General features: G+C 69.6%; 12 protein-coding genes. 2 read left to right on the plus strand and 10 right to left on the minus strand.

What is annotated here, in order from left to right; translation table 11 throughout:
- From ABD134_RS04990 to ABD134_RS05025, 8 genes are all read right to left on the minus strand, one after another.
- Positions 1-392: shikimate dehydrogenase family protein (locus ABD134_RS04990; protein ID WP_425549739.1), on the minus strand; the 392-nt coding region annotated here is incomplete at its 3' end.
- On the minus strand, positions 385-1,875 hold the full coding sequence (gene mltG / locus ABD134_RS04995) for an endolytic transglycosylase MltG (protein ID WP_344227218.1): 1,491 nt from the start codon (positions 1,873-1,875) through the stop codon (positions 385-387). The genes ABD134_RS04990 and mltG, both read right to left, overlap by 8 nt.
- On the minus strand, positions 1,856-2,395 hold the full coding sequence (gene ruvX, locus ABD134_RS05000; protein WP_344227220.1) for a Holliday junction resolvase RuvX: 540 nt from the start codon (positions 2,393-2,395) through the stop codon (positions 1,856-1,858). Before ruvX ends, mltG begins: the two co-directional genes overlap by 20 nt.
- Positions 2,392-5,151 (minus strand): alanine--tRNA ligase, encoded by a 2,760-nt coding sequence (alaS, locus tag ABD134_RS05005; RefSeq protein ID WP_344227222.1) that lies wholly within the window; start codon positions 5,149-5,151, stop codon positions 2,392-2,394. Before alaS ends, ruvX begins: the two co-directional genes overlap by 4 nt.
- A 7-nt stretch (positions 5,152-5,158) precedes the next feature.
- Positions 5,159-5,566: a hypothetical protein gene (locus tag ABD134_RS05010; protein WP_344227224.1), complete on the minus strand. Its 408-nt coding sequence runs from the start codon at positions 5,564-5,566 to the stop codon at positions 5,159-5,161.
- Positions 5,567-5,766: 200 nt separating this feature from the next.
- Positions 5,767-6,393, minus strand: coding sequence for a 30S ribosomal protein S4 (rpsD, locus tag ABD134_RS05015; protein WP_115931360.1), 627 nt, complete (start codon positions 6,391-6,393; stop codon positions 5,767-5,769).
- 356 nt (positions 6,394-6,749) lie between these two features.
- Positions 6,750-7,265 (minus strand): general stress protein, encoded by a 516-nt coding sequence (locus tag ABD134_RS05020; RefSeq protein WP_344227226.1) that lies wholly within the window; start codon positions 7,263-7,265, stop codon positions 6,750-6,752.
- A gap of 102 nt (positions 7,266-7,367) precedes the next feature.
- Entirely contained in the window at positions 7,368-8,876 is a 1,509-nt protein-coding gene (locus tag ABD134_RS05025; protein ID WP_344227227.1) for a replication-associated recombination protein A, read from the minus strand.
- A 61-nt stretch (positions 8,877-8,937) separates the two neighbouring features.
- Here ABD134_RS05025 and dtd point away from each other — a divergent pair, with 61 nt between their 5' ends.
- Complete coding sequence (gene dtd, locus ABD134_RS05030) at positions 8,938-9,390, plus strand: D-aminoacyl-tRNA deacylase (protein WP_344227228.1); 453 nt, start codon at positions 8,938-8,940, stop codon at positions 9,388-9,390.
- Between the two features lie 39 nt (positions 9,391-9,429).
- Here dtd and ABD134_RS05035 read toward each other — a convergent pair whose 3' ends face one another.
- Together ABD134_RS05035 and aspS are read right to left on the minus strand one after the other, a co-directional pair.
- Positions 9,430-9,642 carry a hypothetical protein gene (locus ABD134_RS05035; RefSeq protein WP_344227229.1) on the minus strand — a complete coding sequence of 71 codons (213 nt, stop codon included), beginning with the start codon at positions 9,640-9,642 and terminating at the stop codon, positions 9,430-9,432.
- Position 9,643: 1 nt separating this feature from the next.
- Positions 9,644-11,494, minus strand: a complete 1,851-nt coding sequence (aspS, locus tag ABD134_RS05040) for an aspartate--tRNA ligase (protein WP_344227231.1) — start codon at positions 11,492-11,494, stop codon at positions 9,644-9,646.
- A gap of 132 nt (positions 11,495-11,626) precedes the next feature.
- Here aspS and ABD134_RS05045 point away from each other — a divergent pair, with 132 nt between their 5' ends.
- Positions 11,627-12,907, plus strand: a complete 1,281-nt coding sequence (locus ABD134_RS05045; protein ID WP_344227233.1) for an APC family permease — start codon at positions 11,627-11,629, stop codon at positions 12,905-12,907.
- Positions 12,908-12,951 lie beyond the last annotated feature (44 nt).

Below are 12,951 nucleotides of genomic sequence, written 5' to 3' on the forward strand. Positions count from 1 at the left end.
ATCCGGCCGCCGGTCACCTCCCGCTGGTAGCCCGCGAACACGAGCGACTCGACGATCCCCTCCACGTCCGTGTTGTAGGCCGTGGAGACACCGTCCCCGTCCCAGACCACGGTGTTGAGGAATCCGAGCCGTTCGGCCCGCGGTGAGTAGCGGTCCACGAGCGGCATCATCGCGGACTTCAGCGGCATGGTGACCGAGAACCCGAGCCAGTCGAAGCCCGTCCCCGGACTCCGATCCAGGCCGGCCATGAAGGCGGGCAGCGCCTCCGGTGTCACGTCGTGGGCGTCGTAGGTGACGTCCAGGCCCAGGGCGCGGTAGGCGGCCCGGTGCAGAGCCGGTGACTTCGAGTGCGAGATGGGGTGCCCGAGGACCCCCGCGGACGGCCTAACCACAGATGTCGGCGTGGTCGGCGCAGTAGTCGCGGTATTCCTGTTGGTAGATGCGGTGCTGGGCATAGTCCTCTGCGAACTTCGTCTCGCCGGTTTCGATGTTGGTGGTCACCCAGTAGTAGTAGCTGTTGTCCTCCGGATGGGCCGCCGCGTCCAGGGCCTGGGTGGACGGGGCACCGATGGGACCGGGTGGCAGTCCTCGGTGGGCATAGGTGTTGTACTCATTGGAGGCGTCCTGCTTGTCCTCCTCCGAGAACTGCAGCTGGCGCTGGCCGAGCCCGTAGATCACGGTGGCATCGATCTGCAGGTAGCCGCCGGTCTCCTCATTGGACGGATTCAGGCGGTTCTCGATGATGCCGGCGACGATCGGGTAGTCGTCCGTCAGTGCCTCGGCTTCGAGGATGGAGGCGATCGTCACCGTGCGGAACTGCTCGGCCTCGTCCGTGATCCCCTGCTCCTCTAGCTCGGCCATGGTCGGCTCGATCATCATGGCGAAGATCTCGGCCGGTTCGGCATCCACGGGGAATCGGTACTCCCCCGGAGCCAGGTAGCCCTCCAGGCTGGGTGCCTCGGCGGGTAGCCCGAAGTCGGTGGGGTCCGCCGCTGCCGCCTCCAGGTCCTGGACGGTGACGCCCGTGGATTCGCTGACCGCGCTCATGGCCTCACCCAAGCGCATGCCGCGGTTCACTGCGACGTAGTGGACCTGGCCCTGACCGTCGCGCTGGAGGATGGCCGCTGCGTCAGCGGCCCTCATCTGCCTCTTCAGCGGATACTCCCCCGGTTGGATGGTGTTCTCCGAGCGCGACTGGTTGACGGCCTCGATGAAGGCGGCGCTGCTGGCCACGATGTCCTCGTCCTCAAGCCGGTTCCCGATGGCGATGGCGCCCTCACCCTCATTGACGGAGAACACCACCTCGACTCCGCCGGGGCCCGGGTAGTCCTCGGCGACCGGGTTCGGCAGGATGCCCTTCAGCGCGAAGGACAGGCCCGCCACCAGCACCACGAATGCGGCGAAGGCCGCGGTCAGGGCGATATTTCGGCGACGACGACGCTTCCGTCGGGCAGCCTTCTTCGCCTGCTTCTCGGCGTCCAGGGAGCGGTCCCGGTTGACAGTGACGGTCTGGTATCCCTTGCGGCCTGCCGGTCGGACGATGACCGGCGTCCCCGAGCTGTCGGTACCCACCACGACGGCGTCCTCACCTGCCGCACCGCGGTCCTGACCCTGCCCCTCTCTGTCCTGGCCTTCGCTGGCCTCGTTGTGCTGGCCGGGGTATTCGCGGCGGTCTTCATCCAGGACGGGTTCACCGGGTGCAGGATCCACCGGTTCCCACGGGACTTCTGCGGCTGACGGCGCCGATGCGGCTGATCCAGCCGAGTCGGCCGATGCGGCCGAGTCGCTCCGGCGTGCCTCCTCGCGGCGGCGCATTTCGCGCCGGGTCAGCGGGGACTGCGGATCCCGGGAATCGTCAGGAGTCAGATCGGCCACGTGTCCCATCCTCTCCCTCTGGTCCTTCTGGCGCAGACAACAGCACGGGACGCCCGGCGTCCCGCTGGAGTGATTGTTGCATATTCAAGGCCTGCTCGAGGATCTGCACGGCCGCCACCTGGTCCACGACCTCGCGGTGGGTCCGGCTCCCCCGGCCGGCTTCATGCAGTTGCCGGTGCGCCGTGACGGTGCTGAGGCGTTCGTCCACGAGGTGCACCCGTGCCGGGCTTCCGGCGGCGAGCAGCTCCGCTGCCAGGTCCTGGGCATAGCGGTGGGCATCCTCGGTGGACTCCGTGGAGCGGCCCTGCATGTTCACCGGGTACCCGACGTAGACCACCACTGCCTGACGCTCCAGGGCCTCCCGGACGATCAGCCGCCGGTCGTACCCCTTCTTGGCGTCTCGCCGGAGGGTCTTCACCGGGGTGGCCAGGATGCCGTCCGGGTCAGAGGCGGCGAGGCCGACGCGGGCTCTGCCGACGTCGACCCCGAGCCGGACCCCGCGCTGCAGTGCACCGTTCACGCGCCCGCGGCCCCGACCGTCGACTCGATCGCCGTCCGTACGGCCAGCAGGGCTTCATCGACCCGGGCGGCATCCTGGCCGCCGCCCTGGGCCACGTCGTCCTTGCCACCGCCACCTCCGCCGAGCACTCCGCAAGCCGTCTTGACGAGTGCACCGGCTTTCAGCCCGGAATCGCGGGCTGCCTGGTTGGTGCCGACCACCACCAGTGGACGGCCCTTGGCGGTCCCCGCCATGGCCACCACCACGGGGGTTCCCGCGGCATTGCCGGACTGGTTCTCCAACCGGGAGCGCAGGTCCAGCACGAGGCGACGCAGCTCGTCGCCGGAGCCGACCTGACCGGCGTCGTGCGCCAGGACCGTGACAGTGGCGCCGGGGCCGGACACCGCCTCCGCGTTCTCGACGAGGCGTCCGGCCTCGGCCTGCAGCTGGGCCGAGCGCAGGACGGCGAGTTCCTTCTCGACCTCCTTGAGCCGGGCCAGGGTGCCGGCAACCCGGTCCTTGACCTGGTCCGCCGGGACCTTGAGGAGGCCGGTGAGCTCGTTGACGAGCGTGCGCTCGGTGGCCAGGTGGCGGAAGGCGTCCAGGCCGACGAGGGCCTCGACGCGGCGGTTGCCCGATCCCACGGACTGCTCCCCGAGCAGGGCCAGGGTGCCGATCTCCGCCGTGGCGCCCACATGGGTGCCTCCGCACAGCTCGCGGGACCAGGCCCCGTTGACCTCGACCACGCGCACGCGGTCTCCGTACTTCTCGCCGAACAGGCTCATCGCCCCGAGTGCGCGGGCCTCGTCCAGGCCCATCTCCCGCGTGAGCACGGGGTGGTTGTCCCGGATGGCCAGGTTGGAGACCTCCTCCACCTCGGACCGGGCCATCTCACTCATGGCCTCGCCCCAGCGGAAGTCGAACCGCAGGTAGCCCTCCTTGTTGAAGGAACCGGACTGCGTGGCCTCCGGCCCGAGGATCTGATGGAGGGCGGCATGCACGAGGTGCGTGCCCGTATGGGCCTTCTGGGCGTCCAGGCGCCGCTGCAGGTCGATGGCACCAACGGCGGAGGCCCCGGAGGGCACCTCGCCCTCGGTGACCTTGACCCGGTGCACGCTCAGTCCCCGGACCGGGGACTGGACGTCGAGGACCTCGAGGACGAAGCCGTCGCCGGTGATGTGACCGGTGTCAGCGGCCTGACCGCCGGCCTCGGCGTAGAAGGGCGTGGCATCCAGCACCAGTTCGAGTTCCTGGCCGGCGGTGGCCGAATCAACCCGCTGGCCGCCGCTCAGCAGGCCGCGGATGCGGGCCTCGGTGGTGTGCTCGGTGTAGCCGGTGAAGACGGTGTCCCCCTCGGCCTGCAGCTGGCGGTAGGCCGAGGAGTCCACGTGACCGGACTTCTTGGACTTGGCGTCCTGGCGGGCACGGTTGCGCTGCTCGGTCATGAGCTCGCGGAAACCGGCCTCGTCCACGGCCACCCCGGCCTCTTCGGCCATCTCCAGGGTGAGGTCGATCGGGAACCCGTAGGTGTCATGCAGTTCGAAGGCGTCGGCACCGGAGATGCCGGCCGTCCTGGCGCCTTCCCCTCCTGCAGCGCGGGCGGCGGACTTCGCTGCCGTGACGGCCGAGTCCATCCGGGCCGTACCGGCGGCGATGGTCCGCAGGAAGGCCTTCTCCTCGTTGTAGGCGATCCGGGCGATGCGCTCGAAATCCCGCTCGATCTCCGGGTAGGTGCCCTTCATGGCGTCGCGGGAGACCGGCAGCAGCTCGGGCAGCACCGGATCGGTCACGCCCATCAGGCGCATGGCGCGCACAGCACGGCGGATTAGGCGGCGCAGCACGTAGCCGCCGGCCTCGTTGCCGGGCACCACGCCGTCAGTGATGAGCATCAACGCGGAGCGGATGTGGTCAGCGATCATCCGCAGACGCACGTCGTCCGTGTAGCGCGGATCCGTGGCGTCCTCGGTGGAGGAGTACTCCTTGCCGGCCAGTGCGGCGGCGCGGTCCAGGACGGGGCGGACCTGGTCCGTCTCGTACATGTTCTCCACACCCTGCAGGATCATGGCGAGACGTTCGAGGCCCAGGCCGGTGTCGATGTTCTTGTGGTCCAGCTCGCCCGCCACGGTGAAGTGGGTCTGAGAGTTCACCTCGGAGAGCTGGTACTGCATGAAGACCAGGTTCCAGATCTCCATGTAGCGGTTCTCGTCCGCGGACGGGCCGCCCTCGCTGCCGTACTCCGGTCCCCGGTCATAGAAGATCTCCGAGTCCGGGCCGCCGGGGCCGGGCTGGCCGGTGTGCCAGTAGTTGTCCTCCTTGCCCAGGCGCTGAATGCGTTCGGCCGGGAAGCCGACCTCCTCGCGCCAGATGCGCTCGGCCTCGTCATCCTCCTCGTACACCGTGACCCACAGTCGCTCGGGGTCCAGGCCGAAGCCACCCTGGTCCTGACCTGTGGTCAGCAGCTCCCAGGCATAGGGGATGGCCTTCTCCTTGAAGTAGTCACCGAAGGAGAAGTTGCCGCACATCTGGAAGAAGGTGCCGTGGCGGACCGTCTTGCCGACCTCTTCGATGTCCGCGGTGCGGATGCACTTCTGCACCGTGGTGGCCCGCTGGTAGGGCGGTGTCTCCTGGCCCAGGAAGTACGGGATGAAGGGGACCATGCCGGCGATCGTGAACAGCAACGACGGGTCCGGGGAGACCAACGAGGCCGAGGGAACGACGGTGTGGTCCTTCTTGGCGAAGAAATCCAGCCAACGACTGGCGATGTCCTGGGACTTCATGACTGCTCTACGACTGCTTTCGGGGGTCGGTGGGTCGGGGTGTGGACCTGTCCGCAGGGCCTTCCGTGGCGGTACCCGTAATGGTGGTGTGCGCCGCGTCCGGGACATCGGAGGCGGCCGCTGCAGCCGCGGTCCGGGTCGGCTCCTGCTGCGGCGCGGGGTCGGCCAGGGAGGACGACATCGTCTTCCAGGCCGGGACCTCCTCGCGCAGCTGATAGGCGAAGGAACGGGCGCTGGCGGCCAGGGCGGTGGCCGCGGCCTGCCCGGCATTGCGCCCGATGTTCTCCGGGTTCAGCGTGTGGCGGATCGTCTCCTCGGCCCGCAGGGCGGCGGCGTCACGTCCCTTGCTGAAGACGGTGTGCCCGAGCCAGCCGACGGCTGCCCCCACTCCCACCAGCATTACGCGCTTGATCACGGGATTTCCTTTCGCTTCAGTGCCTGGTCCACCCTACCGGGGCCGCAGCCCCAGCGTGGAACTTCAGCGCCCGACGCCGGCCCTGGCGTCCCCGGATTCAGGTCCAGGCCCGCTGTTCGTCCTTAAAGCCGAAACCCGGCGTCCCCTCGAGGGGACACCGGGTTCTCAGGCAGTTTCCGCCGCAGCAGATCCGGAAGGGATCAGCGTGCGTAGTACTCGACCACGAGCTGCTCTTCGCAGGTCACGGGGACCTCGGAGCGCTTCGGGCGGCGGGTCAGCTTGGCCTGCAGCTTGTCGATCTCGACGTCCAGGTAGCCCGGGACGGCCGGCAGGACGTCCTGGTGTGCGCCGGTGGCGGAGATCTGGAACGGGACCATCTTCTCCGAGCGCTCGTGCACGTGGATCAGCTGGCCCTCCTTCACGCGGAAGGACGGGCGGTCCACGCGGGCGCCATCCACCACGATGTGGCGGTGCACGACCATCTGGCGGGCCTGCTGGATGGTGCGGGCGAAGCCGGCGCGCAGCACGAGGGCGTCGAGGCGCATCTCGAGCAGCTCGACCAGGTTCTCACCGGTCAGGCCCGAGGTGCGCTTCGCCTCTTCGAAGTAGCGGCGCATCTGCGCCTCACGGATGTTGTACTGGGCGCGCAGACGCTGCTTTTCCTTCAGGCGCACCGAGTAGTCGGAGTCCGCCTTGCGACGGGCGCGGCCATGCTGGCCGGGACCGTACGGACGGCGCTCCATGTACTTCTCGGCCTTGGGAGTCAGGGCAATGCCGAGCGCGCGCGAGTGGCGCACGGTGCGGCGAGTACGGAGGTTGGAAGCCACGAGGGACCTTTCTTGTCAGGCGGCACGGTTCTGGTTTGTCTCCGGTCCTGACACATGGCGGGGGCTCCCGCGGTGTGACAAGGGTGGACCGGAACCTGGCCTCCCGTGCGTCCTTCGGGAGAGTTGAGGGGCATGCCGCTGCCCGTCGTTGCTACAGCGCCGCAGGACCCGGACGGGGCCTCCCCACATCACCGGCACAGGCCGGAACGAGGCGGGGAGAACTGGCGGCGCTTGCCAGACAGCAGAAGAGTCTACCAGTTCTGCACCGTGCCCCAGACCGCCGCATCCGGGACTCCGGGGGCCCGCGAGGCCGGGAAGGCGAGATCCCGGGACTCCAGGACTCCGGGACTCCGGGGCTAGGCCTCGGTCCCCTGTTCCGGCATGGGCTGCCCGTTGGCCACCCGCGCGGCCTGGTTGATGTGGGACGCCTCCACGAGCACATCGTAGGACTCGGCCTCCATGACCTGAACGGAGGAGAAGTCACGGCGGCCTCGGGTGGCCGCATGGCCGAGCGCTCCGAAGATCGCACCCCACACCGCGCCGAGGCCCAGGGTCATCAACAGGATCACGACCCAGCCGGCGGCCGGGGCCAGGATGAGGAAGAGCAGGCCGATCATCAGGCCGAACCACAGGCCGGTCAACGCGCCCTGGATGGCGGCCCGCCCCGTGGTCAGCCGGCCGGTGATCTGCTCGACGGAACGCAGGCCGGTCCCGACGATCCTGGTCTTCTCCACGGGGAAGCCACCATCGGAGAGGCGGTCCACCAGCTCCTGGGCCTGTTCGTAGGCGGCCACCGACTTGAGGATCCGGTAGTCGACCTCGGCGGTGTTCGGCACGAGCCGGCTGGCCGGGTTGTTCGCGGGAGTGGACATGGCGGATACTCCGATCTCCGCGGCCGGCCGGCCGGCCCCCGAAGGTGGCCTTGAGGCCGTTCCGCGGTCCTAGCAGGTACGGACACCCCCCAGTTTAGGGGCCTACGTGTTGGAATCGCTCTGGTCGGATGCCGATTGCGCCGGTGGTGGAGTGCCCCGGATGATCGACCGCAGGTGCTGCACCCGCTCCCCCACGTTCCGTTCCACGCCGTTCTGCTTGGGACGGTAGTAGTCCTTCCCGCGGAGCGAATCCGGCAGATACTGCTGCCGCGCCACCGAATGCGGCGCATCATGGGAGTAGATGTACCCCTTGCCGTGGCCCAGGCCGGCCGCCCCCGGGTAGTGGGCGTCCCGCAGGTGGGGCGGAACCTCCCCTGACAGGCCGGCACGGACGTCCGCCACGGCCTCGTTGATGGCGGCGTAGGAGGCATTGGACTTGGGTGCGGTGGCGAGGTGCACCGTGGCCTCGGCCAGGACCAGCCGTCCCTCCGGCATGCCGATGAGCTGCACCGCCTGGGCTGCCGCGACGGCCGTCTGCAGTGCGGTGGGATCGGCCATTCCGATGTCCTCGGAGGCCGAGATGATCAGGCGCCGGGAAATGAACCTCGGGTCCTCCCCCGCCTCCAGCATCCGCGCCAGGTAGTGCAGGGAGGCGTCCACGTCCGAACCGCGGATCGACTTGATGAACGCGCTGATCACGTCATAGTGCTGGTCCCCGGCCTTGTCATAGCGCAGCACCGCCCGGTCCATGGCCTGGGCCGCGTCCTGGAGGCTGATCGAGGGCAGTTCGGGCCGGTGAGACTTTACGGGCTCATCGGCCTCGTCTGGTTCGGCGGCCTCCCAGCGGTCCAGGGCCACGCCGGCGCTGGCCTCCAGGGTGGTCAGCCCCCGGCGGGCATCGCCCTGGGCCATGCGCACCAGGTACTCGCGGGCGTCGTCCTCCAGCACCACCGTGCCGTTGAGTCCCCGCTCGTCAGCGACCGCACGGTCCAGCACGCCGCCGATGTCCGCGTCCGTGAGCGGCTTGAGCGTGAGCATGATGGACCGGGAGAGCAACGGCGCCACCACGGAGAAGGACGGGTTCTCGGTGGTCGCGGCCACCAGGACCACCCACCGGTTCTCCACCCCGGGCAGCAGGGCGTCCTGCTGGGCCTTGTTGAACCGGTGGATCTCGTCCAGGAACAGCACCGTGGTCCGGCCGTAGAGGTCCCGGTCGTTCAGCGCCTGGTCCATGACCGCCCGCACGTCCTTGACGCCGGCGTTGATGGCGGACAGCTCCACGAACTTGCGGCCCGGGCCGCGGGCAATCACGGTCGCCAAAGTGGTCTTGCCGGTGCCGGGCGGGCCATAGAGGATTAGCGACGACGGCCCGGCACCACGGCCGCCCCGGCCTCCGGCCGCGCCCTCCGCCAGCTTGCGCAGCGGCGAGCCGACGTGGAGCAGGTGCTGCTGACCGACCACCTCGTCGACGGTGCGCGGACGCATGCGCACCGCCAAGGGGGCGCTGGGGCGGTCCCGACCGCCCGAGGAGGCGCCGTCGTCGTGCGGCGTGTCCGATGCGCCGTCACCATCATGGTCCTCGCCGCCGAGCACACTGAACAAATCACTCACCGGCCCAGCCTAGCCGCCGTCCCGGACGCACTGGGCGCCCGGGGGCGGGGAGAATGGAGCCATGAGAGCTGTGCTGCAGAGGGCAACGTCCGCGTCCGTGACCGTCGAGGGCCGAGTGACCGGCCGTCTGGACTCCCCAGGGCTCGTGGTCCTGCTGGGGGTCTCGGTCCAGGACACCGAGGCGGAGGCGGTCCAGCTGGCCGAGAAGGTGGCGCACCTGCGCATCCTCGACGGCGAGGAGTCCCTCGTCGGGACGGGTGCCGCCGCCCTCGTGGTCAGCCAGTTCACCCTGTACGGGGACGTCCGCAAGGGGCGCCGGCCCTCGTGGACGCGGTCCGCGAAAGGCGATCGGGCCAAGCCGCTGTACGAGCTGTTCATCACCGCGCTGGAGGGGCTGGGCGTGCCGGTGGAGCGCGGGGTCTTCGGGGCCCCTATGGACGTGACCCTGGTCAATTCGGGCCCCTTCACCGTCTGGGTGGACACCGAAGACCTGGCGGGACCGCGGCGGGGTTGACCCGCCGTCGGTCCCCAGGCAGCCGTCACCGAGCGGACGTCACCGCTGGCGCGAGGACCAGAGGCGCAGCACGACGAATTGCACCGCGACGCCGCCGGCCAGGGCGATGCCCCAGCGCAGCAGCATCGGCCATTCCGTGGACTGGTCGATCAGCACGTTCAGCGCGAAGGTGACGATCAGGACCGGCAGCAGCCGCACCGCCGTGGGCGGAATACTGTCCCGGCGCTGATCCTGACCGCCCTGGGGCGCCATGTCAGGCCTCCGTGGTGTCGGGCGAGCCCTGGGCGGCCTTCGTCCCCTGACCCGAAGTGGCGTCCTTCGGCTCCGGCGTGGCGTCCACGCCGGCCTCCTTGCGCTGCTGGTCCGTGATGGGGGCCGGGGCGGCGGTCAGGGGGTCATAGCCGTTGCCGGTCTTCGGAAACGCGATGACGTCCCGGATGGATTCGGTGCCGGCCAGCAGGGCGACGATGCGGTCCCAGCCGAAGGCGATGCCGCCATGCGGCGGGGCGCCGTACTTGAACCCCTCCAGGAGGAAGCCGAACTTGGACTGCGCGGACTCCTCGTCCAGGCCCATGAGCTTGAACACCCGCTCCTGGACCTCTCCCTGGTGGATACGGATGGAGCCGCCGCCCACCTCGTTGCCGTTGACCACGATGTCGTAGGCGTAGGACAGCGCGCTGGCCGGATCCGTGTCAAAGGTGTCCATGAACTCGGGCTTCGGCGAGGTGAAGGCGTGATGCACCGCGGTCCAGGCACCGGACCCCACGGCGACGTCCCCGGAGGCCACGGCATCAGAGGCGGGCTCGAACATGGGGGCGTCCACGACCCACACGAACGCCCAGTCGGCCTCGGCTGCGGACACGTCCGGGCCGGCGTCCTTGATGAGGCCGACGCGGTGGCCGATCTCCACGCGTGCGGCACCGAGAATGGCGCGGGAGGGGGTGGTCTCGCCGGCGGCGAAGAAGATGCAGTCACCCGGGTTGGCGCCGGTGGCGGCGGCCAGGCCGGCCTTCTCCTCCTCGGAGATGTTCTTGGAGACCGGGCCGGTCAGCGAGCCGTCCTCCTGGATGAGCACGTACGCCAGGCCGCGGGCGCCGCGCTGCTTGGCCCATTCCTGCCAGGCGTCCAGGGTGCGGCGCGGCTGGGAAGCGCCGCCGGGCATGACCACGGCACCCACATAGGGTGCCTTGAACACGCGGAACGGGGTGTCCGCGAAGTACTCGGTCAGGTCCGTCAGCTCGAGGCCGAAGCGCAGGTCCGGCTTGTCCGAGCCGTACTTCTCCATCGCCTCCCGGTAGGTCATGCGGCGGATCGGGGTCGGGACGTCCACGCCGACCAGCGACCAGACTGATTTCACGATCTTCTCACCGAGGGCGATCACGTCGTCCTGCTCCACGAAAGAGGCCTCGATGTCCAGCTGCGTGAACTCCGGCTGACGGTCGGCGCGGAAATCCTCGTCCCGGTAGCAGCGGGCGATCTGGAAGTACTTCTCGATGCCGCCGACCTGCAGCAGCTGCTTGAACAGCTGCGGGGACTGGGGCAGGGCGTACCAGGATCCGGGCGCGAGGCGGGCCGGGACCACGAAGTCGCGGGCGCCCTCGGGGGTGGAGCGGGTCAGGGTGGGGGTCTCGACCTCGATGAATCCCTCCTCGTGCAGCAGGTTGCGGGCCGCACGGTTGACCTCGGAGCGCAGGCGCATGATGCGGGCCGGCTCGGGGCGGCGCAGGTCCAGGTAGCGGTGGCGCAGGCGGGCCTCCTCACCGACCTCCACGTGCTCGTCGATCTGGAACGGCAGCGGGGCGGCGGCATTGAGCACAGTCACGGTGTCTGCGATGAGCTCGATCTCGCCGGAGGGCAGCGCCGGGTTCTCGTTTCCCTCGGGGCGGCGCTCCACCGTGCCGGTGACCTGCAGGACGAACTCGTTGCGCAGCGGATCGAAGTCCTTCTCGTCCCGCACCACAACCTGGGCGAAACCGGAGGCGTCGCGAAGATCCACGAAGGCCACCCCACCGTGGTCACGGCGGCGTGCCACCCATCCGGTCACGGTGACGGTCTGTCCGATGAGCGAGGCGTTGAGTTCGCCCAGCTGGTGGGTGCGCAGCACTTCAGGTCCTTCCGGTCCCGGTTCACCGGGATGTTCTGTGGGAGTGGTATCACTGGTTCAGCCCATCAGGGCAGACCGGTTCCCGGATGATTCTAGTGGGTGGAGCGCATGCCTCTTCGACCGTCACAACCAATGTCCACGGGTGTCTCCCTCGAACGACGCCTGGGGCTGTCCGGGGCCGTGGTCATCGGCGTCGGTTCCATGGTCGGAGCCGGGGTGTTCTCCGCGCTCGGGCTGGCCGCTGCGCAGGCCGGCGGCCTGTTGATGGCCGCCCTGCTGGTGGCCGGGGTGACGGCCTGCCTCAATGCCATCTCCACGGCCCAATTGGCAGCGGTGCACCCGACCTCCGGCGGCGCCTATACCTTCGGCCGCCGGCAGCTCGGTGAGTGGGCCGGATTCCTGGCCGGCTGGGGTTTCGTCACCGGAAAGTCCGCTTCCATCGCCGCCATGGCCTACACCGTCGGCCTCTACGTGGCGCCGGGCACCGACTGGACCGCACGCTGGGTGGCGATCGCCGCCGTCGTGCTCCTGACCGGCGTCAACCTGCTCGGCATCACCCGGACGGTGCAGGCCACCGTGGCCATCCTGGTTCCGGTGCTGCTGATCCTCGCCCTGGTCATCGTGGTGGGCCTGACCTTCGGGCCCGACGCCGGCTCCGCCGCTCCCCCGGCCGGCTCGGGCGCGCCGGTGGAGCCCTCAGCGCTGGGGGTGCTGCAGGCATCGGGGCTGCTGTTCTTCGCGTTCGCCGGATACGCCCGGATCGCGACGATGGGTGAGGAGGTCCGCGATCCCCGCCGGACGATCCCCCGCGCGGTGCTGGGTGCCCTGGGGTTCACGCTGGTGCTCTACGGACTGTTGGCCTGGAGCCTGACGCACGTTCTCGGCGAGGACGGGCTGGCGGGCTCGGAGGCACCCGTCCGGGACGCCGTGGGCCTGCTCTTCGGCCCGGACTGGCTCTGGCTCGCCGTGGGCGGGGCGGCGCTGGCCAGCCTGGGATCCCTCCTCAATCTCGTGGCCGGGATCTCCCGCACGGGGCTGGCCATGTCCCGCGAGGGCGACCTGCCGCGGCCCCTGGCCCGGGTCTCCACCCGCACGTCGGTCCCGTGGGCCGCCCAGCTGGCAGCCGCCACGGTGGTGATCGTGCTGCTGCTGACGGCGGATGTGCTGACCGTGGTGGGCTTCTCCTCCTTCGGCGTGCTGGTGTACTACGCCGTCTCCAATCTGGCGGCCTTCACCCTGACCGATCGCGTGGTGCGTTCTCCCCGCTGGCTGAACCTCACCGGTGCCGTGCTCTGTCTGGTGTTGGCCTTCACCCTTCCGGCGCTGTCCGTGGTCATCATGCTCGCGGTGTTCGCCGTGGGACTGCTCGGCCGCCTGGTGGTGCTCCGTATTCGGTCCCAGCGGGTTGGATGAGGTGGGTGAGCTGGACGAATCCATCCTGCCGGGGCGTTCTTGAG

The organism is Citricoccus alkalitolerans (assembly GCF_039528175.1).
In the GTDB taxonomy this organism is placed as follows: Bacteria; Actinomycetota; Actinomycetes; order Actinomycetales; family Micrococcaceae; genus Citricoccus; species Citricoccus alkalitolerans.

Excerpts from the sequence above, each read along its gene's own strand:
- ABD134_RS05020 (WP_344227226.1), bottom strand. The coding sequence starts at position 7,265 with ATGTCCACTCCCGCGAACAACCCGGCCAGCCGGCTCGTGCCGAACACC.
- dtd (WP_344227228.1), top strand. The coding sequence starts at position 8,938 with ATGAGAGCTGTGCTGCAGAGGGCAACGTCCGCGTCCGTGACCGTCGAG.
- ABD134_RS05045 (WP_344227233.1), top strand. The coding sequence starts at position 11,627 with ATGTCCACGGGTGTCTCCCTCGAACGACGCCTGGGGCTGTCCGGGGCC.
- alaS (WP_344227222.1), bottom strand. The coding sequence starts at position 5,151 with ATGAAGTCCCAGGACATCGCCAGTCGTTGGCTGGATTTCTTCGCCAAG.
- ABD134_RS05035 (WP_344227229.1), bottom strand. The coding sequence starts at position 9,642 with ATGGCGCCCCAGGGCGGTCAGGATCAGCGCCGGGACAGTATTCCGCCC.